This window comes from Cupriavidus mimosae (assembly GCF_023952485.1).
GTDB classification, from domain to species: Bacteria; Pseudomonadota; Gammaproteobacteria; order Burkholderiales; family Burkholderiaceae; genus Cupriavidus; species Cupriavidus taiwanensis_C.
The window spans coordinates 379,991-403,393 of the sequence record NZ_JALHRY010000005.1; the positions used below are offsets into that span (position 1 = coordinate 379,991).

Consider the following 23,403-nt stretch of genomic DNA (forward strand, 5'->3'; position numbering starts at 1 on the left):
CATTGACCGAGGCGGCCGCGCCTCAGGCGCGCGGCTCGCGCAACCGGCTGCGCAGCTTCAGCACTTCTGCCGGGATCACGCGGCGCTCCTGCCATACCCAAGGCATGCCACCCAGCACCTCGACCAGGCCGCGCCATCCCTGGCAGCGCCACAGCTGCGGCAATGCCGCCGCGGTCTCGCCCAGCGCCACATGCCAGGGCAGTCGCAGCCAGGCGGACCAGATCGCATTGCGCGCCAGCAGCGAGCGGCGCTGCGCGGAATTGCGCAGCGGACTCGGATGGTGGTGCACCACCAGCTGCGGCGCATACACCAGCTGCCAGCCATGCGCGGCCAGATCCAGCGCCAGCAGCGTTTCCTCGCCGCCCAGGAAGAAGCGCGGATGATAGCCGCCGGCCTGGCGGAAGGCATCGGTGCGGAACGCGGTGGCACCCGCCATCAGGCCCAGGATGGCGCGGCCCGGCAGCATCGCCGAGGGCAGCGGGCTGGCCGCCATGCGCGCGCAGGTCGGGTCTTCGCCGCGGTGTTCGCCCACCAGGATGCGCGCCGTCAGCGCGGCGACGCGCGGATGGCGCTCGAACATGGCGCACGCCGCCGACAGCGATCCGGGTGCCCACCAGCAGTCGTCGTCGCAGAAGGCGACATAGCGGGTGCGGGCCCAGTCCGCACCCAGGTTGCGGCCGGCCGCGCCGAGGTTGCGCGCGCTGCGCAACAGCGCGGCGTGCGGAAACTCGCTGCGCACCATGGCGGCGGTGCCGTCGTCCGAGGCGTTGTCGACCACGGCGATGGGCGGGCGTTCCGGCAGCGCGCTCAGGCGCGCCAGCGCGGTGCGCACCGAATCGCGCCGGTTGTGCGTCAGCACCACCACGCTGATATCGCAGGGGCCGCCGCGCGGGGACGGGCGGACAGGGGAAGCGGGGGTTGGTATCAGCATGGGTCTTGGCCGGGTTCACGCATGGCTCAGTCAGGGGCGGCGCCGGCCGGCTGCAGCATCCAGTAGCGCTCGGGTGCGCACAGGTCGCACAGCCGGTCTTCGCTGAACAGCTGCAGCTGGCTCTGGTAGGCGTTGAGCGCGTAGCTCTTCTGCGTCAGGTACTGCGTCACCGGCAGGTTGACGGGCGTGGCGCACAGGCCGCTGTCCCGGCATTGCACCAGCCGCTGCTGCAGCAGGCCCGCCATGCGGCGGTAGATCGCGTCCTCGTAATAGAGCCACTGCACGGACGGCGGCGCGGCGGCGGGTGCGGCGGCCGGCCCGTTCCATGCCGGGCCGTGCGCGTGCGCGGCCAGCATCAGCAGCCGGCAGGCGTCATGCACCAGGGCATGGTCGGAATGGAACAGCCCGAGCGGAGCCACCACCACGCCCTCGGTCTGCGTCAGCAGCACGGTGTGGAGCGCGTCGGCAAGCTGTTGCGCGGTATAGCGGCGCCCGTACTGGCTGTCCCAGAACTCCAGCCACACCGCGTGCGCGCCCAGCATGGTCAGCGCGTGGTTGTCCTCGCGGCGGCGCGACAGCACCGCCTGCTCGGCGCTGGCGAAGCCGGCGGCCTGGTCCCAGTCGGGGGCCGGCATGTCCGCCGGCGGCACGCCCGCGAACACCGTCACCACGCGCGCAGCGCGCGCGGCCGCGATCAGCCCGCCGCAACTGAACACGGCATCGTCCAGATGCGGCGAGATCACGGTCACCGCGGCGGCGAGATCGACCACGATCGCCGTGCCCATGCCGCCCCCTCGCGCGCTCCGGCACGCCGTCAACTGAGCGCGGCACGCGCTTCGCGCGCGGTGGCCGACACCGGCACCACGTTGCCGGGCGCGCCTTCGGCATGCGCCTGGGCGGCGAGCCGCGCGGCAAAATAATCGACGGTGCGGCGCAGGCCGTCTTCCAGCGTGGTGTGCGGCTCCCAGCCCAGCAGCTGGCGCGCCAGCGTGATGTCGGGGCAGCGCTGGTGCGGGTCGTCGGCCGGCAGCGGCCGCATCTCGATGCGCGACGGCGAGCGGGTGGCGCGCAGCACCGCCTGCGCGATCTCGAGCATGGTGGTTTCGCGCGGGTTGCCCAGGTTTACCGGCGTGCCGCTGGCGGGGGCTTCCATCAGCCGGACCAGCGCGTCGACCATGTCGTCGACATAGCAGAAGGCACGCGTCTGCGCGCCGTCGCCGTAAACCGTCAGCGGCTGCCCCGCCAGCGCCTGGGTGATGAAGTTCGAGACCACGCGCCCGTCGGCCGGATGCATGCGCGGCCCGTAGGTGTTGAAGATGCGCGCGATGCGCACGTCCAGCCGGTGCTGGCGGTGGTAGTCCATGAACAGGGTCTCGGCGCAGCGCTTGCCTTCGTCGTAGCAGGAGCGGATGCCCACCGGATTGACGTGGCCCCAGTACCCTTCCTGCTGCGGATGATGCTCGGGGTCGCCATAGACTTCGCTGGTGGAGGCCTGCAGGATGCGCGCCCTGAGCCGCTTGGCCAGTCCCAGCATGTTGATGGCCCCGTTGACGCTGGTCTTGGTGGTCTGCACCGGATCGTGCTGGTAATGCACCGGCGAGGCCGGGCACGCGAGGTTGTAGATCTCGTCGACTTCCACATACAGCGGGAAGGTGACGTCGTGCCGCAGCAGCTCGAAATTGGTCCGGCCCAGCAGATGCGCAATGTTCTCCTTGGTGCCCGTGTAGAAGTTGTCCACGCACAGCACGTCCTGCCCGGCGCGCACCAGCCGCTCGCACAAGTGCGAGCCGAGGAATCCCGCGCCGCCGGTGACCAGGATGCGCTTGCGATCGCTTTCCTTCATTTCCGTTCTCCTTGCATTGTTTGCTCGTGCCGGCCGCTCGCGTGCGCATCAGGCCGCGCCGGCGTCAGGCCGCGACACGGCGGGCCCCGGCCTGCAGCGCCGGCACTCCGGCGCAGACGTGCGCATAGACCGCCTCCATCTGCCTGGCCACGCCGGCCCAGGTGAAATGCGCCTGCGCGCGGCGCCGGCCCGCTTCGCCCAGCTGGCGCGCCAGCGCAGGGTTGGCGGCCAGCTGCGCCAGCCGCGCCGCCAGCGCCGCCGGCGCCTTGGGCGGCACCAGGAAGCCGGTGTGCCCATCCACCACGGTGGAGCGGATGCCACCTACGTCGGCGCCGATCACCGGCGCGCCGCACGCCATCGCCTCCACTGGCGTGATGCCGAAGGGCTCGTACCACGGCGTGGTCACGAAGACATCGGCGGCGCTGTAGAACAGGCGCAGGGTGTCGCGCCCGCGCCGGCCGGTAAACACCACGCGTTCGGCCACGCCCTCGGCGCTGGCCACGTCCTGCAGCCGGCCGATTTCCGGCGTGGCCTGCACGCTTGGCTGCTCGGCGTTGCCGCCGACCACGTACAGGGTGGCGTCGAGGCCGGTGTCGCGGCGCAGGCAGCCCAGCGCCCGGATCACGTTGTCGATGCCCTTGCGCGGCACCAGCCGCCCCAGCTGCAGCACGCGGAAGCCATCCAGCGGCCAGCCCAGTGCGCGCCGCGCCGCGTCGCGCGGCACCGGCGCGAACTCGGCCGCGTCGAAGCCGCACGGCACGGTCTGCACGCGCGCGGGATCGGCGCTGTAAAGATTGACGAGGTCGTCGAGGTCCTGCGGACATTCCGCCACCACGCAGTCGGCCTCGCGCACCAGCGTGTCCTCGATGCCGAAGCGGTCGTCGGGAAAGCCATCGGTGCTGCCCTGGTGCAACCTGCGCACCTTGCCCAGCGCATGGAAAGTCATTACCAGCGGGATGCCGAGCGTGTGGCGCGCGCGCAGCGCGGCCAGCCCGGACATGAAGAAGTTGGCATGGAGCACGTCGTAGCCGGTGGCATCGCCGCGCACGAAGTCGGCCAGGAACGCGCCGAAGTCCTCCATATAGGGCAGCAGTTGTTCTTTCGGGATCTGCACCGGCGGCCCCGCCGTGACGTGGATTACGCGCACGTTGGGCGCGAACGACACCACTTCGGGCAACAGCGCCTTGTCGCGCCGCGTGAAGACATCGACCTGGTAGCCGCGGCTGCCAAGCTGCCTTGCAAGATGCGCCACATAGATGTTCTGACCGCCGCAGTCGGTGCTGCCAACACTGGCGAGTGGCGAGGCATGTTCGCTGATAAGCGCGATCTTGCGCATGGTTGGCTCCGGTGGTTTGCCGCCGTGACCGCGAACGCGGGCGGGATGGAGGTGGTGGCCCTTGCAGCTAGCGTGCCATCGCCCCGGTGCAAATATTCCGGCGATAAACACGTCGCGCGGGGAACCGATGCAGAAGCGATATAACGGTTCTCGAGAGGCGAGGCGCACCGCATTGCGAAGAAGACGCACGACCGCCGGTGCGCGCGCAGTTTAGTCATTCTTACGCCGCCGCTTTGTAATTTGCGCTTGCCGATCTTCCCGGTTGAACACAGGGCAGAGCAGGCTTGCAACCGGCCCGATGTTTGCTGTGTCGATGACTCCGATGCAAGCCGCGCTGCACGCGATGCCTCGCGGCGTGCCGTCCCAAACCATCGATGGAGCTGCCCATGCCACCCAACCCGGATGCGGGCCAGGCGCCCCGCGCCTCCCATGCCGGTGCCAGCCGGTTCAGCGATCCCGCCGCGGCGCGGCGCGCGGTCGAACTGGCGCTGCCAATGCTGCAGGCCTCGCTGCGCGACAAGGCCGTCGGCGAAAGTGGCTGCATGCATGTGGTCGTGATGGATCCGACGCTGCAGCCCGGCGATTGCGCCTTCGAGGAAGCGATCCTCTATGAGCATTCGCTGCCGTCGCGCGAAGCCTGGGATGCCGACTACAGCCGCTACGCGCGCGCCAAGGCCAGCCTGAGCTGGCGCACCGGCATGGCCAGCGCGCAGGTGGTCCACTGCAGCCCGCACCGGCTGCGCAGCGACGACACCCTGCTCGGCGGCGCCGCCGTGGTGGATGGCATCGTGGTCGCCGTCAGCGGGGCCAACGCGTGGTACGACGAGGCCTTTGCCGGCTGCGTGGCGATGCTGCTTCGGGCCGTGGCGCAAGGGGCCTGCATGAGCGCGCAGCCGGCCGGCTGATCCGGCAGCCGCGTTCGGCCCGACTGTTGGCACACATTTCGCACTGGCAGCAAGCCTGCGCACCCGGCCATGCCTGTCCTGATCGCGGCATGCGGCAGCCGACAAGGTGCCAGCACCGATGTCCGATTCGTAGTCCGAATCACAGTCCACTCACATACCGATCGCCGGGGAACCACCATGCCAACTTCGCAATCGCCACGACCCGCCGCGCAAACCGGTACCGCCATGCCGCTGCAGGACCGCACCTATCTCGTCACCGGCGCGGGCCGCGGGCTGGGCGCCGCCATCTGCCGCACGCTGAGCGCGGCCGGCGCGGGCGTGATCGTGGCCGATATCGACGACAAGCTTGCGCACAACAGCGCCGGCGGGCTGGCCGAGGCCGGCGCGCAGGCGTGGCCGCTGCACCTGGATGTCTCCGACCCCGCTTCCGTGCGCGCCGCCTTCGAAGCCGTGCGCGCGCGCGGCGGGCGCCTCGACGGCATCGTCAACAACGCCGCCATCGACATCACCCTGCCGGTGGACGAGGTCGATGCCGAGACCTGGCGCAAAGTGCTGATGGTCAACCTGTACGGCCCCTACCTGATGGCGCATGCCGCGGTGCCGGTGCTGAAGGCGCAGGGCGGGGGGCATATCGTCAACATTGCCTCGACCGCGTCCAAGCGCGCGTGGCCCAATGCCTCGGCCTATCACGCGACCAAATGGGGGTTGCTGGGCTTCTCGCACGCGCTGCATGCGGAACTGCGGCCGCACGGGATCAAGGTCTCGGCGATCGTCGCGGGCGGCATGCGCACGCCGTTCCTGCTGGACCGCTTTCCCGACATCGACCAGGGCAATCTGCAGGATCCGGCCAATGTCGCCAACGCGGTGCGCTTCGTGCTGACGCAGCCGGAAGAAACCGTCATCCCCGAGGTGATGGTGCTGCCCATGAAGGAGACCTCGTGGCCATGAGCCTCGCAGCCCCGCTACGCGCGGCCGTGCTGCTGGACAAGGACGGCACGGTACTGGACGACGTCCCTTACAACGTCGATCCGGCGCGCATGCAGTTTGCGCCAAGCGCCGCCGCCGCGCTGCGGGTGCTGGGCGGCCTGGGTCTGCCGCTGGTGGTGGTGACGAACCAGCCCGGCGTGGCCCATGGCCTGCATACCGAGGCCGAGCTGGTGCCAGTGCGTGAACGGCTGGCGGCCATGTTTGCCGAGCATGGCGCGGCGCTGAGCGGCTTCCTGTATTGCCCGCATCATCCCGAAGGGAAGGTGGCGCCCTACGCGCGCGCGTGCCTGTGTCGCAAGCCCATGCCCGGGCTGCTGCTGCAGGCGGCCGCGGCATGGCGGCTCGACCTGGCGCGGTCCTGGATGATCGGCGACATCCTCAATGACGTCGAGGCCGGCAACCGCGCAGGCTGCACCACCGTGCTGGTCGACTGCGGCAACGAGACCGAATGGCAGCTTTCGCCCGCGCGCCAGGCCGACTACGTGGTGCCCACGCTCGACGCCGCCGCGCGCCTGGTGGTTGCGCGCACCCGGGCAGCGGACCCGGTCGGCGCTGCCGCATCGACGGCCGCGTCACCATGCCATGCGGAGGCGCCATGAACTGGCAATCCGCGCGCAGCGTGCTGTGCGTGCGCCTCGACAATATGGGCGACGTGCTGATGAGCACGCCGGCGATGCAGGCCCTGGCCGATGCACTGCCGTCGCGCCGGCTGACGCTGCTGACCTCGCACAGCGCGGCGGCCCTGGCGCCGCACCTGCCGATGGTCAGCCGCGTGCTGGCCTGGGACGCGCCCTGGGCCAGGCATGCCGAGGCCCAGGCCGCACCGGCGCCGGGGCCGGAGATTGCCGCCTGCGCGCGCTGGCTGGCGCGCTTTCGCTTCGACGCGGCCGTGATCTTCACCGTCTACAGCCAGAGCCCCTTGCCCGCCGCGGTACTGTGCGCGCTGGCGGGCATTCCGCTGCGGCTGGCCTGCTGCCGCGAAAACCCCTACACGCTGCTGAGCGACTGGGTCCCCGACACCGAGCCGGGCACGCAGCCGGGCCAGCGTCCGCGCCACGAGGCGCAGCGCCAGCTCGACCTGGTGGCGCAGGTGGGAGCCGTCGCACGCGAGACGCGCCTGCGCTTTCGCGTGCTGGCGGCGGACCGCACCGCGGTCGCGGGGCGCCTGGCTGCCATCCGCGGCGGGCGCAGCGGGCCGGTGGTGGTGGTGCATCCCGGCGCCAGCGCGCCGTCGCGGCGCTGGCCGCCGGCGCGCTTTGCCCAGGTGGCGCACGCGCTGGCGGTGAAGGCCGGCGCGCACGTGCTGGTGACCGGCGATGCCGCCGAGCATGACATCGTGCGCGCGGTCTGCGCCGCCGCCGGCCACGCGCGCGTGGTGCCGCTCGCCGGCGCCTTGCGCCTGGGCGAAATGGGCGCGTTGCTGGAAACCGCCGACCTGCTGGTGTCGAACAACACCGGGCCGGTCCACCTGGCCGCCGCGCTGGGCACGCCGGTGGTGGACCTGTACGCGCTGACCAATCCGCAGCACACGCCCTGGCAGGTGCCGCACCGCACGCTGTTTGCCGATGTGCCGTGCCGCTATTGCTACAAGAGCATGTGCCCGCAGGGACACCATCGCTGCCTGGAAGACGTGCCGGCCGCGCACGCGGTGCAGGCCGCGCTGGCGCTGCTGGGCGGCAATCCCGACAGCATGCCCGCGGTCGAACTGCCGTGGCCCGGCGTGGGCGCGGCCGCAGCGGCGCCTGCCGAGTTCGATGCCGCGCCCGCGATGCCGGACGACAGTGCAACCCGCCACCTCCCACATGACGAGGCCGACCATGTACACCCTTGGCATTAACGCCGCCTACCATGACTCCGCCGCTTGCCTGGTGCGCGATGGCGAGGTCGTCGCCGCGGCGGAAGACGAGCGCTTCACCCATGTCAAGCACGGCAAGCGCCCGGTGCCGTTCACGGCGTGGGAGCTGCCGTTCCACGCCATCGACTATTGCCTGGGCGAGGCCGGCATCGCGCTGCGCGAGGTCGACCACGTCGCGTACGCGTTCGACCCCGCGCTGATGCTGGGCGCGCGCCGGCATGACGCCACCGTGACGCTGCCGCTGGAGCCGTCGGCGCACGGCGCTGCAAGTGGGCACCAGTCGCCGTGGGACCCGCTGTTCCTTTCGTACGTGGTCAACGCACCGCGGCAACTGGCCGGCGGCGCGCCGCACCACCTGGCCGCGCGCTTTCGCGACGTGCGCCACGACGGGCCGTTCCGCTGGCATTTCGTCGAGCACCACATGGGACATGAAGCCAGCGCCTTCCTGGCGGCGCCATTCGCGCGCTGCGCGGTGCTGACCATGGACGGCCGCGGCGAACGCGCCACCACCAGCTACGGCGTGTTCGACGGCAAGGAGTACCGGCGCATCAAGCAGATCGACCTGCCAGACTCGCTCGGCCTGCTGTACGAACGTGTCACGCGTCACCTGGGCTTCCTGCATTCGTCGGACGAGTACAAGGTGATGGCGCTGGCCTCCTACGGCAAGCCTGCGCACCTTGGCGTGTTTCGGGACATGGTCCGGCGCGATGCAGAAGGCGGCTACCGCGTGGCGCAGCCCGACCTGGAAGCTTTGCTGGGCCCGCCGCGCCAGCGCGGCGAGGCCTTCGGCGCCGCGCATTTCGATATCGCGCGCTCGCTGCAGGAGGTGCTGGAGGAAACCGTGGTCGGCATGACCACCTGGCTGGCCGAGGCCACCGGCGAACGGCAGCTGGCCATGGCCGGCGGGGTGGCGCTGAACTGCGTGATGAATGCGCGCGTGCGCGACCACAGCCCGTTCGACGAGGTCTGGGTGCAGCCCGCCGCCGGCGATGCCGGCACCGCGCTGGGCGCGGCGCTGTGGATCGACTTCCTGCAACGCGGACGTCCGGCGCGGCAATGGTCCATGGAACACGCCTACCTGGGCCCGGCGTATGGCGAGGACGAGATCGCGGCCTTCCTCGACTGGGCCCGGTTGCCTTACCGCCGGCTCGACGACCTGGCCGGGCAGACCGCCGAGTTGCTGGCGCAGAACAAGATCATCGGCTGGTTCCAGGGCCGCATGGAGTTCGGCCCGCGCGCGCTGGGCGCGCGCTCGATCCTGGCCTCGCCGATCGACCCCGGCATGCAGCAGCGGCTGAACCAGATCAAGGACCGCGAAGACTTCCGCCCGGTGGCGCCGGTGGTGATGCAGGAGCGTGCGCCCGAGTGGTTCAGCGCGGCCAAGCCTGGCCGCGGCGAAGCGCCGTTCATGCTGTTCATCTACGACGTGCGCCCCGAGCAGGCGGCGCGCATTCCCGCGGTCTGCCACGTTGACGGCACCGCGCGCGTGCAGACCGTGCGCCGCGAGCAGAATCCGGCCTACTACGACTTGCTGGCCGCGTTCGAGCGCCGCACCGGCGTGCCGATCCTGGTCAACACCTCGTTCAACACGCGCGGCGAGCCCATCGTGTGCACGCCGCGCGACGCGCTCGAGTGCTTCTGGACCTCGCCGCTGGACGCGCTGGTGATCGGCCCGTTCCTGCTGGAGAAACCCGGCGCAGGAGGCGCCCAGGGACAGACAGGAGGCGCCCATGGACAGGCCTGAGCCAAGGGTCGCGGTAGTGGTTCCCACCTGGCGCCGGCCGGCACTGCTGGCGCGCTGCCTGCAGGCCTTGTGCGCGCAAAGCCTGCCCGCGCAGGCGTACGAGATCATCGTTGCCGACGATGGCTGCGAGGCCCGCATCGAACGGCTGGTGGCGCTGATGGCCGCGCAGCATCCGCACCATGCGCTGCGCTATGTGCCGGTGCCTGGCACGCAAGGCCCGTCGGGCGCGCGCAATGCGGGCTGGCGCCGCGCGCGCGCGTCTGTGATTGCCTTTACCGACGACGACACCGTGCCGGATCCGGGCTGGCTCGAAGCGGGCTGCGCCGCGCTGGCGGAGCAGCCGGAGTGCTGCGCCGTGGCTGGCACCGTGCACGTGCCGCTGCCGGCGCGGCCGACCGACCACGAGCGCGATACCGGCGGCCTTGCGCACGCCGAGTTCGTCACCGCCAATTGCTTCGTCCGGCGCGCCGCACTGCTGCGCATCGGCGGCTTCGACGAGCGCTTCACGCGCGCGTGGCGCGAGGATTCGGACCTGCAGTTCCGGTTGATCGAGCAGGTCTGCCCGGTGGGGCGCGCGCCCGCGGCCGTGGTGGCGCATCCGGTGCGTCCGGCCGCATGGGGCAGCAGCGTGGCGGCGCAGGCCAAGGTGTACTTCGACGCGCTGCTGTACAAGAAGCATCCGCGCCTGTACCGGCAGCGCATCCGCCGCGTGCCGCCCTGGCATTACTACGTGACGGTGCTGGCGCTGCTGGCCGCGCCGAGCGCGTGGCTGGCGGGCGCGCCGGCCGTGGCCACGGCGGCGGGCCTGCTGTGGCTCGGGTTTACCGCGGCATTGTGCGCGCGGCGCCTGCGTGGCGCGGCGCTGACGCCGGCGCATGTGGCCGAGATGGCGTTCACCTCCATGCTGATACCGCCGCTGTCGCTGTACTGGCGTCTGCGCGGCGCGCTGGCCTTCCGGGTGGTGTTCCTATGAACGCACGCGTCGAGCCGGTCACGGCCTTGCCCCTCGCGCGGCATCCGCAGCCAGCGGCGCGGCGCCGCGCGGCGCCGGCGCGCGTGCGGCGCATCGCGGTGTTCCGCGCGCTCCAGCTCGGCGACATGCTGTGCGCGGTGCCGGCGCTGCGGGCGCTGCGCGCGGGCGAGCCCGAGGCCCGCATCACGCTGATCGGCCTGCCGTGGGCGCAGGAGTTCGTGTCCCGCTTCTGTGCGCTGGTGGATGATCTGATGGTGTTTCCCGGCGCACCGGGAATGCCGGAACAACCTTGCGCCGAGGCCGCGGCGGCCCCGTTCTACGCGGCTGCGCACGCGGCGCGTTTCGACCTGGCGATCCAGCTGCACGGCAGCGGCGCGCTGACCAACGCCGTGGTGCAGCGGCTCGGGGCCCGGCGCATGGCCGGCTTCTGCCCGGACCCTGCCGCGGCGCGCTGCAGTCGCGCCGGCGTGCTGGTGCCGTGGCCGCAGGGCAACGAGGTCGAGCGGCTGCTGGCGCTGATGCAGGCGCTGGGCTATCCGTGCGCGGACCGCAGCCTGGCGTTTCCGCTGCGCCCCCTCGACCACGCCAGCTGGCGGCTGCTGGCCGCCGAGCACGGGCTGGTTGCCGGCGAATACGTCTGCCTGCACGCGGGCGCGCGCATGCTGTCGCGGCGCTGGCCGGTGGAGCGCTTTGCCGAGGCCGGGCGCGCGCTGCGGCGCCACTGGAAGGTGGTGCTGACCGGCAGCCGCGACGAGGCCGCGCTAGTGGCGCAGCTGGCGCGGCGCCTGGGCAAGCCGGTGGTCAACCTGTGCGGGCAGACCGCGCTGGGCACGCTGGCCGCGCTGATCCGCGATGCGCGCCTGCTGCTGTGCAATGACACCGGCGCTTCGCATATCGCCGCGGCGGTGGGCACGCCCAGCGTGGTGGTGTCCTGCGGCAGCGACAGCGCGCGCTGGGCGCCGCTCGACACTACGCTGCACCGCGTGCTGGCCGACCAGCCGCCATGCCGTCCGTGCATGCACCAGCGTTGCCCGCTCGCGGGGCACCCGTGCGCGTCCAATATCAGCGTGGCCAGCGTGGTGGAGGCCGCGCTGGCGCTGGCGGTCCGGGAGCGCGGCCATGGCTAGGCGGCTGCGCATCCTGACCTGGCACGTGCACGGGAACTACCTGTATTACCTGTCGCAGATCCCGCATGAGCTGTACCTGGTCACGCGCGCTGACGGCGCGCCCGGCTATGCCGGCGCCGGCGGCGCGCTGCCGTGGGGCGCCAACGTGCACGAGGTGCCTTACGACGCGGTCCCCGCCGGCCGCTTCGACTGCATGCTGTACCAGCACCGCCACCATTACGAGCATGACCGCGCAGATCTGCTCAGCGCCGCGCAGCGCGCGCTGCCGGCCATCTACCTGGAACACGATCCGCCGCAGCAACACCCGACCAACACGCGCCATCCGGTGCAGGACCCGTCGATGCTGCTGGTGCACGTGACGCCGTTCAACGCGCTGATGTGGGACAGCGGCGTCACGCCGTGCCGCGTGATCGAGCACGGCGTGCTGGTCGACGAGGCGGTGCGCTACAGCGGCGAACTGGCGCGCGGCATCAGCGTGGTCAACCACCTGTCGCGGCGCGGCCGCCGGCTCGGCGCCGACCTGTTCGCGCGCGTGCGCGAGCAGGTGCCGCTGGACCTGGTCGGGATGGCGGCGCAGGAGGCGGGGGGACTGGGCGAGATACCGAACCCGGACCTGGCGGCGTTTGTCGCACGCTACCGCTTCTTCTTCAACCCGATCCGCTACACCAGCCTGGGGCTGGCGGTGGTCGAGGCGATGATGCTGGGGGTGCCGGTTGTCGGCCTGGCCACCACCGAGCTGTCCACGGTGATCCAGAGCGGCAACAACGGCTATGTGGATACGCGCGTCGAGGTGCTGGTCAGCGTGATGCGCGAGCTGCTGGACGATCCGGAACTCGCGCGGGCCTGGGGCGAGCGCGGCTGCCGGCTGGCGCGCGAGCGCTTCGGCATCGGCCGCTTCGTGGCGGAGTGGGATGAGACGCTGCGCGCGGTGTGCGCGTGACCGCGGCACCTGCCGCTAGGCCGGACCGCTGTTGCCGTGGAGCCTCGCGCGGCTGCCCGACGACGCCGTGCAGCACACCAGGTAATACGCGCGCTTGAACTGCAGCGCCGCTTCCAGCCGGCGTCCGGCGGCCGCTTCGGCAAACGCTGCCTGCAGGCAGCGTTCGATGCTGTCGGCAGTGCCGTCCTGCTCGAACAGTCCTGGTGCGCGCTGCTCCCATAGCCCCATCAGCACGGCGCGGCGCTGCGCCAGGGTGTGCGGCGGCCAGGCGTGATCGCGGCTGAGCAGTTCCACCCGCGTCGCCAGCAGTGTTTCCAGCAGCAGGGTAGGCCTTGCCAGGCGCGCGCGCAGGGGCGTGGCCGCGGTTGGGCCGGTGGCATCGACCAGTGCCGCGGGCAGGTCGATGGCGTTGGGCGGGAGGTCGGTCATGGCTGCCAGCCAAATGCAGCCGGGCAAGCGGCCGGGCAAGCGAGCGGGCACGCAGCGGAGCGCGACACCACCGTGCCGCGCGTGGTGGCGGCGGGTTTCATTCCGTCGCCGTTTCGGTGGCGGATTCTTCGGCGTCGGCCAGGGCGATGGCCGCCGCGCGCTGCGCCAGCGGCTCGGCCGCCCGGATGCGCAGCACGGTCTGGCGCGACGTGCTGAAGCGCCGCGCGGTCTCGCTGACAGAATAGCCAGCCGACAGCGCGCTCAGGATCGCGTGGCGCTGCTCGGGCGTGTGCTTGGGCGGACGGCCCACCTGGCGCCCCATGGCCTTGGCCGCGGCCAGGCTTTCGCGCACGCGCACGCTGCGGGTCGCACCTTCGAGCGCCGCGACCGCGCGCAAAACCTCGACGGCTTCGGGCGACGTCGCGCTGGCGAGGTCATCGCGCGACAGCTGCACGCAGTACAGCGCCACGCCCAGCAGGCGGAAGCGCCGGACCGTGGCCAGCACTTCTGGCACGCTCCAGCCCAGGCTGCACAGGCGCAGCGCGACCACCGCGTCGCCCGGTTGCACCTGGTGCTGCAGCGCGCGCAGGCGCGGGCGCTGCAGTGCCGGCACCGAGGCGGGCGCGGCCTCCCAGAACACGTGTTGCGGCTCGACGCCATAGCCCGCGGCGCTGGCGGCCTGCAGTTCATCCTGGACCGCCGACGCAGCATCGGCGCAATTGGAGTAGAGGAAGGTGGTCGGCATGATGGTGTCGGACGGCGCGCGCGCCGCACGCTGGTGAGAGCGGTCCGGGCAGAGGATTCTGTTCCGGCTGGTTGCGGGATAACGCAACGGTTGCCGTAGCTGCCGCAACTTTCATGCCGCGCGTCACGCCTCTCCATCAAAGCGGTGCAACGCCATACCCGCGGGCAAAGGCGATGCGAGCACGCCATGCGCGGCCCCACGCGCCGTCGCGGGCACAATTACAAGGCTTCGCGCAGGAATTGCAATGACACGCAGGCCGGCCCGCCCTGCGCGCGCCGCGGCGCCTGATGCGGCGCGGGCACGGAATCTGCCTGCCTTGCGGGACGAAGCCGGAGTGCCGGCTCCCCACCAGGAGAGAACCGTGGACAAGTCGAAGATCCCCGCAGACCAGGCCGAGGCACTCGGTGCCTTGATGGACGACCACCGTGCGGTCAAGAAGCAGTTCAAGGCGTTCAAGGACACCGACGACCGCGACGAGAAGGAATCGATCGCGCTCGACGTGTGCCACCAGCTCACGGTGCACGCCACCATCGAGGAAGAAATTTTTTACCCGGCGTTGCGGGGCGTCAGCGAAGAAATCGATGACATGCTGGACGAGGCCCAGGTCGAGCACCAGGTCGCCAAGGACCTGATTGCCGCGATCGAGGAAGATCCCGCCGGCGACATGCTCGAGGCCAGCTTCACGGTGCTGTCGGAATATGTTTCCCACCACGTCGAGGAAGAGGAAGGCGAGCTGTTCAAGAACGTGATCAAGGAAAAGGTCGACCTGCGCGATGTGGCCCAGACCATGGCCGCGCGCAAGGAAGAGCTGATGCGCGAGACCGCCTGACGCGGCGGTGCCAGGCGGGCGCGCCGCCGCGCCGCTTCAGCGGATTTGAAGAAGTCGCACAAGCCGGGGTGCTCCACGCGCCCCGGCCGGCCGTTACCATCACGCACTGTTTCCCTGCCGTGCCGTAACTCCCCATGACCTTTGTCGTGACGGATGCCTGCATCCAGTGCCGCCATACCGACTGCGTCGAAGTCTGCCCGATGTCGTGCTTCCACGAAGGGCCGAACTTCCTTGCCATTGATCCCGACCAATGCATCGACTGCTCGATGTGCGTGCCGTTGTGCCCCGTCGGCGCGATCTATTCCGAGCATGACCTGCCGGAAGCCCAGCGCCATTTCCTGGCGCTCAACGCCGAGCTGTCGCGACGGCCCGACTGGCTGCCGCTGATGAAGGCGAAGGGGCCGCTGCCGGACCACGAGCAGTGGGCCGGCCATCCTGACCGCCTGTCGTTGCTGCGGCGCTAGCGCGGCGGTGTGTCGCGGTAGTCGGGGAAGGCTTCCGGCAAGGTCTGCACGGTGCCGGTCAGGGTGCCGTCATAGCCGGGCAGGGCATTGACGCGCTGGCGGAAGGCCTCGCTGGTCAGCGCCCCGACCGCGCCGGCCAGCGCCGCGCTGCGCAGCTTGGCGCGCTCGATCGCAAAGAAGTAGCGCTCCTTGATCACCGGTACGAAGGCCAGCCCGAAGCGCCGCGCCGCGGTCTCGACGCCGAAGCCCACGTCGGCCATGCCGCTGCCGATGTAGGCCGCCACCGCGGCGTGGGTGAATTCCCCATTGCTGTAGCCCTCGATGCGCGCGCCGTCGATGCCGCGCGCCGCCAGCATCAGGTCCAGCAGCAGCCGCGTGCCGGAGCCCACCTGCCGGTTGACGAAGCGCACTTCGCGCCGGGTCAGGTCCTCGAGCGTGTGGATGCCGAGCGGGTTGCCCGGCCGCACGAACAGCCCCTGGCTGCGCACGGCCAGGTGCACCAGGCAGTGGGTCTCGGGCTTGAGCCAGGTGGTGAAGTGGCGCCACATGCCGTGCTCGAACTCGCCCACCGGCACATGGAAGCCGGCGATGTCGCAGGCGCCCTCGGCCAGCGCCGCCACGGCCTCGACGCTGCCGCAGTACTTCAGGTCGTGCCGCACCTGCTGCTCGTCGAGGAAGTCGCGCAGCGCCGCCACCGCGAAGCCGTGGCTGGCATGCAGCCGCGCCGTGGCCTCGGGCTGCGCCATCAGCTTCTTCAGCTCGATCTCCAGTTCGGACGCGAGGCTGTCCAGCGTCGGCGACAGCCGCGCGCCGATCCGCTTGCTGGCCCACACCAGCTGCTGCGCCAGCGGCGTCAGCGCGCTGCCGCGTCCGCGCGTCTTGTCGATCAGCGGGCCGCCGAACAGCGCTTCGGCATCGCGCAGGATGCCCCAGGCATAGCGGTACGACAGCGACACCGCCTGGGCCGACTGGCTGATGCTGCCGGATTCGCCGATATGGCCGAGCAGGGCCACCAGCCGGGACACGTCCAGCGGCTCGGCGCCCGGCCGGGCGTCGTCCCGGATTTGCAGGTGAGGTTGGATCGAGATGCGGATCATATGTAGAAAATAGCTTATTGAAGGGCCGCTGTCACTCTCATATAGTCCGCCTAACGGGCGAAACGGCGATCCGGTAGCCCGGAAATAGGAAAAAAATAGCATATAAGCGGGATCCGGCAGGCACTTTGGCCGGTCCTGGCGAGCCCTCACAGGAGACGCCATGCCAGACATCGCCCCTCACGCACCCCGTGCCCCCGGTGCCGCGGCATCGCCCGATGCCGCGCACATTGCCGCCATCGTCGCGGCACGCCAGCACATGCCGGGCGCCTTGCTGCCGATCCTGCACGAGATCCAGGACACCCAGGGCTTTATTCCCGACACCGCCGTGCCCGTGATCGCCCGCGCGCTGAACCTGTCGCGCGCCGAGGTGCACGGCGTGGTCACCTTCTACCATCACTTCCGCCAGCAGCCCACCGGCCGCCACGTGGTGCAGGTATGCCGGGCCGAGGCGTGCCAGGCCGTGGGCGCCGAGGCGCTGGCCGCGCATGCGCAGCGCGCGCTGGGCTGCGGCTTCCATGAAACCAGCGCGGACGGACAGGTGACGCTGGAGCCGGTCTATTGCCTGGGCCAGTGCGCCTGCGGCCCGGCGGTGATGGTCGGCGAGCAGCTGCACGGCTATGTCGATGCGGCGCGCTTCGACGCGCTGGTGCGAGCGCTGCGCGCCCCGTCCACCCCCGCAGAAACGGAGGCCCAGGCATGAGCACCGTCACCACCCTGTTCGTGCCGCGCGACTCGACCGCGCTGGCGCTGGGCGCCGACGAGGTCGCGCGCGCCATCGCCAGCGAAGCCGCCGCGCGCGGCGAGGCTGTGCGCATCGTGCGCAACGGTTCGCGCGGCATGTTCTGGCTCGAGCCGCTGGTCGAGGTGCAGACCGATGCCGGCCGCGTGGCCTACGGCCCGGTCAGCGTGGCCGACGTGCCGGGGCTGTTCGATGCCGGCGTGTTGCAGGGCGGCGCGCACGCGCTGGCACACGGCCTGACCGAACAGATCCCGTTCCTGCAACGGCAGGAGCGCCTGACCTTCGCCCGCGTCGGCATCACCGATCCGCTGTCGCTGGACGACTACCGCGCGCACGAGGGCTACGCCGGCCTGGAGCGCGCGCTCGCCATGCAGCCCGCCGAGATCGTGCAGGAAGTCACCGACTCCGGCCTGCGCGGCCGTGGCGGCGCCGCGTTCCCGACCGGCATCAAGTGGAAGACGGTGCTCGGCGCCCAGTCCGCCGTCAAGTACATCGTCTGCAATGCCGACGAAGGCGATTCGGGCACCTTCTCCGACCGCATGGTGATGGAAGACGACCCCTTCATGCTGATCGAAGGCATGACCATCGCCGGCCTGGCGGTGGGCGCGGAGCAGGGCTACATCTACTGCCGTTCCGAATACCCGCACGCGATCGCCGTGCTGGAAAGCGCGATCGGCATCGCCCGCGCCGCGGGCTGGCTCGGCGACGACATCCGCGGCAGCGGCCGGCGCTTCCATCTCGAAGTGCGCAAGGGCGCCGGCGCCTACGTTTGCGGCGAGGAAACCGCGCTGCTGGAAAGCCTGGAAGGCCGGCGCGGCGTGGTGCGCGCCAAGCCGCCGCTGCCGGCGCTGAAGGGGCTGTTCGGCCAGCCCACGGTGATCAACAACGTGATTTCGCTGGCCACGGTGCCGGTGATCCTGGCGCGCGGCGCGCAGTACTACCGCGATTTCGGCATGGGCCGCTCGCGCGGCACGCTGCCGTTCCAGCTGGCCGGCAACATCAAGCAGGGCGGACTGGTGGAGAAGGCGTTCGGCGTCACGCTGCGCGAGCTGCTGGTCGACTACGGCGGCGGCACGCGCAGCGGCCGCGCCATCCGCGCGGTGCAGGTGGGCGGGCCGCTGGGCGCCTACCTGCCCGAGTCGCGCTTCGACGTGCCGCTGGACTATGAAGCCTATGCCGCGTTCGGCGGCGTGGTCGGCCACGGCGGCATCGTGGTGTTCGATGAAACCGTCGACATGGCAAGGCAGGCGCGCTACGCGATGGAGTTCTGCGCGATCGAATCGTGCGGCAAGTGCACCCCGTGCCGGATCGGCTCGACCCGCGGCGTCGAAGTGATGGACCGCATCATCGCCGGCGAGCAGCCGGTCAAGCACGTAGCGCTGGTGCGCGACTTGTGCGACACCATGCTCAACGGCTCGCTGTGCGCGATGGGCGGCATGACCCCGTACCCGGTGCTGTCCGCGCTGAATGAATTCCCCGAGGACTTCGGCCTCGCCTCCAACCCAGCCAGGGCCGCCTGAGCCAGGTCCAGCAGAGACACGGGAGACAAACCGCCATGAACGCCCGCAACGAGATCGATTTCGGCACGCCCGCCAGCCCATCCACCGAACTGGTCACCCTGGAGGTCGATGGCGTCAGCGTCACCGTACCCGCCGGCACCTCGGTGATGCGCGCCGCGATGGAAGCGCAGATCGCCGTCCCCAAGCTGTGCGCCACCGACAGCCTCGAAGCCTTCGGCTCGTGCCGGCTGTGCCTGGTCGAGATCGAAGGGCGGCGTGGCTATCCGGCCTCGTGCACCACGCCGGTGGAAGCCGGCATGAAGGTGAAGACCCAGAGCGACAAGCTTGCCGACCTGCGCCGCGGGGTGATGGAGCTGTATATCTCCGACCACCCGCTCGATTGCCTGACCTGCCCCACCAACGGCAACTGCGAGCTGCAGGACATGGCCGGCGTGGTCGGCCTGCGTGAGGTGCGCTACAACGACGGCGGCCCGGCATCGGCCCCGATCGCCACGCACACGCAGATGAAGAAGGACGAGTCCAATCCCTACTTCACCTACGATCCCTCCAAGTGCATCGTCTGCAACCGCTGCGTGCGCGCCTGCGAGGAAACCCAGGGCACGTTCGCGCTGACCATCAGCGGCCGCGGCTTCGATTCCCGCGTCTCGCCCGGCACCAGCCAGCCGTTCATGGAGTCGGACTGCGTCTCGTGCGGTGCCTGCGTGCAGGCCTGCCCGACCGCGACGCTGACCGAGACCTCGATCATCAAGCTGGGCCAGCCTTCGCACAGCACCGTGACCACCTGCGCCTATTGCGGCGTGGGCTGTTCGTTCAAGGCCGAGATGAAGGGCAATGAAGTGGTGCGCATGGTGCCGTACAAGGACGGCAAGGCCAACGAGGGCCACGCCTGCGTCAAGGGCCGCTTTGCCTGGGGCTACGCCACCCACAAGGACCGCATCCTCAAGCCAATGATCCGGGCGAAAATTACCGACCCGTGGCGCGAGGTGTCGTGGGAAGAGGCGATCGACTATGCCGCGTCCGAATTCAAGCGGATCCAGGCACAGCACGGCAAGGATTCGATCGGCGGCATCGTGTCGTCGCGCTGCACCAACGAAGAGGGCTACCTGGTGCAGAAGCTGGTGCGCGCCGCGTTCGGCAACAACAACGTCGACACCTGCGCGCGCGTATGCCATTCGCCGACCGGCTACGGGCTGAAGCAGACCCTGGGCGAATCGGCGGGCACGCAGACCTTCAAGTCGGTCGAGAAGGCCGACGTGATCATGGTGATCGGCGCCAACCCGACCGATGGCCACCCCGTGTTCGCCTCGCGCATGAAGAAGCGCCTGCGCGCCGGCGCGAAGCTGATCGTGGTCGATCCGCGCCGCATCGACCTGGTCGATTCGCCGCATATCCGCGCCGACTTTCACCTGCAGCTGCGCCCGGGTACCAACGTCGCGCTGGTGACGTCGCTGGCGCACGTGATCGTCACCGAAGGCCTGCTCAACGAAGCCTTTATCGCCGAGCGCTGCGAGGATCGCGCGTTCGGGCAGTGGCGCGACTTTGTCGCGCTGCCGGAGAACTCGCCCGAGGCCATGGAAAGCGTCACCGGCATCCCCGCCGACCAGCTGCGCGGCGCGGCGCGCCTGTACGCCACCGGCGGCAACGCCGCGATCTACTACGGCCTGGGCGTGACCGAGCACGCGCAAGGCTCGACCACCGTGATGGGCATCGCCAACCTTGCCATGGCCACCGGCAATATCGGCCGCGAGGGCGTGGGCGTGAACCCGCTGCGCGGGCAGAACAACGTGCAGGGCTCGTGCGATATCGGCTCGTTCCCGCATGAACTGCCGGGCTATCGCCATGTGTCGGACTCGACCGTGCGCGGCCTGTTCGAAGACGCCTGGAAGGTCGAGATCAGCCCCGAGCCGGGCCTGCGCATCCCCAACATGTTCGAGGCCGCGCTGGCGGGCAGCTTCAAGGGCCTGTACTGCCAGGGCGAGGACATCGTGCAGTCGGACCCGAACACCCAGCACGTGTCCGAGGCGCTGTCCTCGATGGAATGCATCGTGGTGCAGGACATCTTCCTGAACGAGACCGCCAAGTACGCGCACGTGTTCCTGCCGGGCTCGTCGTTCCTGGAAAAGGACGGCACCTTCACCAACGCCGAGCGCCGCATCTCGCGCGTGCGCAAGGTGATGCCGCCCAAGGCGCGCTATGCCGACTGGGAGGCCACCATGCTGCTGGCCAATGCGCTCGGCTACCCGATGGACTACCGGCATCCGTCCGAGATCATGGACGAGATCGCGCGGCTGACGCCGACCTTCGCCGGCGTCAGCTACCAGCGCCTGGAACAGCTTGGCAGCATTCAGTGGCCGTGCAATGCCGACGCGCCGGAAGGCACGCCGACCATGCATATCGATGCCTTCGTGCGCGGCAAGGGCAAGTTCATCATCACCCGGTACGTGCCCACCACCGAGAAGGTCACGCGCGCCTTCCCGCTGATCCTGACCACCGGGCGCATCCTGTCGCAGTACAACGTCGGCGCGCAGACGCGGCGCACCGACAACGTCCACTGGCATGCCGAGGACCGGCTCGAGATCCATCCGCACGATGCCGAAGAGCGCGGCATCAAGGACGGCGACTGGGTCGGGGTGCAGAGCCGCGCCGGCGACACCGTGCTGCGCGCCATCGTCAGCGAGCGCATGCAGCCCGGCGTGGTCTACACCACCTTCCACTTTCCCGAGTCGGGCGCCAACGTGATCACCACCGACAACTCGGACTGGGCCACCAACTGCCCCGAGTACAAGGTCACCGCGGTGCAGGTGCTGCCGGTGGCGCAGCCGTCGGCATGGCAGCGCCAGTACCAGGACTTCAACGCCACGCAGCTGCGGCTGCTGGAAGCAGCCAGCGCCGACCCGGCGCAGGCCGCGGGCTGAGCGGAGGGCAATGCGATGATGCGCTGCATGCAGTCGCCGCAACGCGATCCGGCCGCGGCGGAGGACACCGCAACCGCAACCCACAGCACCTTCGCGGTCAACCGCTGGCGCGGCGGCGAGCTGATGCTGGGGCCCGACGAGGTGGCCGAGGAGGTGCCGGTGGCGCTGGAGTACAACGGCATCTCGCATGCGGTGATGCTGGCCACGCCGGCCGACCTGGAAGACTTCGCGCTGGGCTTCAGCCTGAGCGAAGGCATCGTCGGCAGCGCGCGCGAGGTCTACGACATCGAGGTCGACGCGCGCGCGCACGGCATCGCGGTGCAGCTGGAGATTGCCTCGGAAGCCTTCATGCGCCTCAAGGACCGGCGCCGCACGCTGGCCGGGCGCACCGGCTGCGGGCTCTGCGGCACCGAATCGCTGGAACAGGTGATGCGGGCGCCGGCGCCGGTGCGCAGCACGGCAAGCTTCGATACCGACGTGATCCAGGCGGCCTTCGTGCAGCTGCAACTGCGCCAGGCCCTGCAGCGCCATACCGGCGCCACTCACGCCGCCGCGTGGCTGCGCGCCGACGGCCATGTGTCGCTGGTGCGCGAGGACGTGGGCCGCCACAACGCGCTCGACAAGCTGGCCGGCGCGCTGGCCCGCAGCGGTGAAGACATCGCCGGCGGCGCGGTGCTGGTGACCAGCCGCGCCAGCTATGAAATGGTATTGAAGACCGCCGCTATCGGCGCGGGCGTGCTCGCGGCCGTTTCCGCACCGACCGCGCTGGCCGTGCGGCTCGCCGAACAGGCCAGCATCACCCTGGCAGGCTTCGTGCGCCCCGGCGCGCACGTGGTCTACGCCCACCCCCAACGACTGCAGCACGGCAGCATCCAGGAGAGCCTGGCATGAAGATCGACAACCTTGTCACCATGGCCAACCAGATCGGCAGCTTCTTCGAAGCCATGCCCGATCGCGAGGAGGCCGTCGCGGATATTGCGGGGCACATCAAGCGCTTCTGGGAACCGCGCATGCGCCGGGCCTTGCTGGGGCATGTCGATGCCGATGCCGGAAGCGGGCTGCTGGAGATCGTGCAGGAGGCGCTGGGCCGGCACCGCGCCATGCTGGAGTAGCATGGCTCGGCGCCGCGCTTGCCGGCGCGGCTCAGCGCAGGCGCAACGGCTCGAGCAGGGCCCCGTCATACTCGCCGCGCGAAATCCGTCCCAGGTCCAGCATGCGTTGCAGGATATACACCTGCCGCTGGCGCGCGCGCCGGGGATTGGCCACCGGGTTGTTGGCCGATGGCGCCTTGGGCAAGCCTGCCAGCATCGCGCACTCGGCCAGCGTCAGCTGGTCCAGACGCTTGCCGAAGTAAGTCCGCGCGGCATCGGCAAAGCCATACGCGCCCTGTCCCAGGTAGATCTTGTTCAGGTACAGCTCCAGGATCTCGTCCTTGCTGAGGGCCTTTTCAATCCGGTAGGACAGCAGCACCTCATACAGCTTGCGCGTGTAGGTCTTCTCTCGCGACAGGTAGAAGTTGCGCGCGACCTGCATGGTGATGGTCGACGCCCCCTGCGACAGCTCGTCCGACAGGTTGGCGACGCCGGCGCGGATCACGCCGACGTAGTCGATGCCGTCATGCAGGTAGAAGCGTTCGTCTTCGATGGCGACCACGGCCTCGGTCAGCGCGCGCGGCATCTTGCCGATGGGCACGTAGTCCGGCGTATCGCGGAAGGCGGTGAGCGCCTCGAGCGACGGCAGCTGACGGTTGGCGGCGAGAATGGCGACGGCGGCCAGCAGCGCGCCGCCGATCGCGGCGAGCAGCAGCAGCTTGAGCAGGGCGGAGCAGAGGCTTTTCATGGCGCGTATTGTGCCAGCCGCCGCGCGCCCCGCGCGAGCTCCCGGGTTTTGCGGGTTTGCTTACACCCAGAAGGCCTGGGCAGCAGTCCGCATGCGTTGACGCCGGTGCTGCGCCGGGCCGCCTGATGCACGAGCCGGAGTGATCTGAAATAATTGGAGCCGACCATGAAGATGCCGGCGTACCG

At 70.2% G+C, this 23,403-nt stretch carries 23 protein-coding genes; 15 read left to right on the plus strand and 8 right to left on the minus strand.

Features of this window, described 5'->3' with window-relative positions; all coding sequences use genetic code 11:
- Positions 1–22: 22 nt before the first annotated feature.
- From MKD50_RS12415 to MKD50_RS12430, 4 genes are all read right to left on the minus strand, one after another.
- Positions 23–931, minus strand: a complete 909-nt coding sequence (locus MKD50_RS12415; RefSeq protein WP_252667240.1) for a glycosyltransferase family 2 protein — start codon at positions 929–931, stop codon at positions 23–25.
- A gap of 26 nt (positions 932–957) precedes the next feature.
- Complete coding sequence (locus MKD50_RS12420) at positions 958–1,716, minus strand: PIG-L deacetylase family protein (protein WP_252667241.1); 759 nt, start codon at positions 1,714–1,716, stop codon at positions 958–960.
- A gap of 29 nt (positions 1,717–1,745) precedes the next feature.
- Entirely contained in the window at positions 1,746–2,774 is a 1,029-nt protein-coding gene (locus MKD50_RS12425) for a UDP-glucuronic acid decarboxylase family protein (RefSeq protein WP_240073806.1), read from the minus strand.
- A 64-nt stretch (positions 2,775–2,838) separates the two neighbouring features.
- The gene (locus MKD50_RS12430) at positions 2,839–4,110 is read right to left on the minus strand and encodes a glycosyltransferase (RefSeq protein WP_115706090.1); all 1,272 of its coding nucleotides are present in this window, start codon (positions 4,108–4,110) and stop codon (positions 2,839–2,841) included.
- Between the two features lie 386 nt (positions 4,111–4,496).
- Between MKD50_RS12430 and MKD50_RS12435 the strand changes: the two genes are divergently transcribed.
- The 8 genes from MKD50_RS12435 to MKD50_RS12470 all read left to right on the plus strand — a co-directional run bounded on the left by MKD50_RS12435 (position 4,497) and on the right by MKD50_RS12470 (position 12,641).
- Positions 4,497–5,015, plus strand: a complete 519-nt coding sequence (locus tag MKD50_RS12435) for a hypothetical protein (RefSeq protein WP_115706091.1) — start codon at positions 4,497–4,499, stop codon at positions 5,013–5,015.
- Positions 5,016–5,192: 177 nt separating this feature from the next.
- Complete coding sequence (locus MKD50_RS12440) at positions 5,193–5,963, plus strand: SDR family oxidoreductase (RefSeq protein ID WP_371925334.1); 771 nt, start codon at positions 5,193–5,195, stop codon at positions 5,961–5,963.
- A complete protein-coding gene (locus tag MKD50_RS12445; RefSeq protein ID WP_252667242.1) occupies positions 5,960–6,601 on the plus strand; it encodes a D-glycero-alpha-D-manno-heptose-1,7-bisphosphate 7-phosphatase in 642 nt (213 codons plus the stop codon). The genes MKD50_RS12440 and MKD50_RS12445 overlap by 4 nt, the downstream gene beginning before the upstream one ends.
- Complete coding sequence (locus tag MKD50_RS12450) at positions 6,598–7,839, plus strand: glycosyltransferase family 9 protein (RefSeq protein WP_252667243.1); 1,242 nt, start codon at positions 6,598–6,600, stop codon at positions 7,837–7,839. Before MKD50_RS12445 ends, MKD50_RS12450 begins: the two co-directional genes overlap by 4 nt.
- Positions 7,820–9,601 (plus strand): carbamoyltransferase family protein, encoded by a 1,782-nt coding sequence (locus MKD50_RS12455; protein WP_252667244.1) that lies wholly within the window; start codon positions 7,820–7,822, stop codon positions 9,599–9,601. The genes MKD50_RS12450 and MKD50_RS12455 overlap by 20 nt, the downstream gene beginning before the upstream one ends.
- Entirely contained in the window at positions 9,588–10,574 is a 987-nt protein-coding gene (locus MKD50_RS12460; protein WP_115706096.1) for a glycosyltransferase family 2 protein, read from the plus strand. Before MKD50_RS12455 ends, MKD50_RS12460 begins: the two co-directional genes overlap by 14 nt.
- A gap of 125 nt (positions 10,575–10,699) precedes the next feature.
- Positions 10,700–11,701 (plus strand): glycosyltransferase family 9 protein, encoded by a 1,002-nt coding sequence (locus MKD50_RS12465; RefSeq protein WP_240987593.1) that lies wholly within the window; start codon positions 10,700–10,702, stop codon positions 11,699–11,701.
- Positions 11,694–12,641: a glycosyltransferase gene (locus tag MKD50_RS12470; RefSeq protein ID WP_252667245.1), complete on the plus strand. Its 948-nt coding sequence runs from the start codon at positions 11,694–11,696 to the stop codon at positions 12,639–12,641. The genes MKD50_RS12465 and MKD50_RS12470 overlap by 8 nt, the downstream gene beginning before the upstream one ends.
- A 15-nt stretch (positions 12,642–12,656) precedes the next feature.
- On the opposite strand, the gene MKD50_RS12475 is transcribed toward MKD50_RS12470, so the two are convergent.
- Positions 12,657–13,070 carry a hypothetical protein gene (locus tag MKD50_RS12475; protein ID WP_115706098.1) on the minus strand — a complete coding sequence of 138 codons (414 nt, stop codon included), beginning with the start codon at positions 13,068–13,070 and terminating at the stop codon, positions 12,657–12,659.
- 97 nt (positions 13,071–13,167) lie between these two features.
- Entirely contained in the window at positions 13,168–13,815 is a 648-nt protein-coding gene (locus MKD50_RS12480) for a recombinase family protein (protein WP_115706099.1), read from the minus strand.
- A 361-nt stretch (positions 13,816–14,176) separates the two neighbouring features.
- Here MKD50_RS12480 and MKD50_RS12485 point away from each other — a divergent pair, with 361 nt between their 5' ends.
- Both MKD50_RS12485 and fdxA read left to right on the plus strand, forming a co-directional pair.
- Complete coding sequence (locus MKD50_RS12485; RefSeq protein WP_115708362.1) at positions 14,177–14,644, plus strand: hemerythrin domain-containing protein; 468 nt, start codon at positions 14,177–14,179, stop codon at positions 14,642–14,644.
- 134 nt (positions 14,645–14,778) lie between these two features.
- The gene (gene fdxA, locus MKD50_RS12490; protein WP_115679517.1) at positions 14,779–15,108 is read left to right on the plus strand and encodes a ferredoxin FdxA; all 330 of its coding nucleotides are present in this window, start codon (positions 14,779–14,781) and stop codon (positions 15,106–15,108) included.
- Here the strand turns inward: fdxA and MKD50_RS12495 are convergent.
- A complete protein-coding gene (locus tag MKD50_RS12495; RefSeq protein ID WP_111518648.1) occupies positions 15,105–16,205 on the minus strand; it encodes a substrate-binding domain-containing protein in 1,101 nt (366 codons plus the stop codon). The genes fdxA and MKD50_RS12495 overlap by 4 nt on opposite strands.
- 160 nt (positions 16,206–16,365) lie before the next feature.
- Between MKD50_RS12495 and MKD50_RS12500 the strand changes: the two genes are divergently transcribed.
- The 5 genes from MKD50_RS12500 to MKD50_RS12520 are packed head-to-tail and all read left to right on the plus strand — an operon-like array spanning position 16,366 to position 22,491.
- On the plus strand, positions 16,366–16,905 hold the full coding sequence (locus MKD50_RS12500) for a formate dehydrogenase subunit gamma (RefSeq protein ID WP_252667246.1): 540 nt from the start codon (positions 16,366–16,368) through the stop codon (positions 16,903–16,905).
- Positions 16,902–18,464 carry a formate dehydrogenase beta subunit gene (locus tag MKD50_RS12505; protein ID WP_252667247.1) on the plus strand — a complete coding sequence of 521 codons (1,563 nt, stop codon included), beginning with the start codon at positions 16,902–16,904 and terminating at the stop codon, positions 18,462–18,464. Before MKD50_RS12500 ends, MKD50_RS12505 begins: the two co-directional genes overlap by 4 nt.
- A gap of 35 nt (positions 18,465–18,499) precedes the next feature.
- A complete protein-coding gene (gene fdhF / locus MKD50_RS12510) occupies positions 18,500–21,379 on the plus strand; it encodes a formate dehydrogenase subunit alpha (protein WP_252667248.1) in 2,880 nt (959 codons plus the stop codon).
- A 15-nt stretch (positions 21,380–21,394) separates the two neighbouring features.
- Positions 21,395–22,270 (plus strand): formate dehydrogenase accessory sulfurtransferase FdhD, encoded by an 876-nt coding sequence (gene fdhD, locus MKD50_RS12515; RefSeq protein WP_252667249.1) that lies wholly within the window; start codon positions 21,395–21,397, stop codon positions 22,268–22,270.
- Positions 22,267–22,491, plus strand: a complete 225-nt coding sequence (locus tag MKD50_RS12520) for a formate dehydrogenase subunit delta (RefSeq protein ID WP_115706107.1) — start codon at positions 22,267–22,269, stop codon at positions 22,489–22,491. The genes fdhD and MKD50_RS12520 overlap by 4 nt, the downstream gene beginning before the upstream one ends.
- 31 nt (positions 22,492–22,522) lie before the next feature.
- Here MKD50_RS12520 and MKD50_RS12525 read toward each other — a convergent pair whose 3' ends face one another.
- Positions 22,523–23,218 (minus strand): transglycosylase domain-containing protein, encoded by a 696-nt coding sequence (locus MKD50_RS12525; protein WP_115706108.1) that lies wholly within the window; start codon positions 23,216–23,218, stop codon positions 22,523–22,525.
- Between the last annotated feature and the right edge of the window lie 185 nt (positions 23,219–23,403).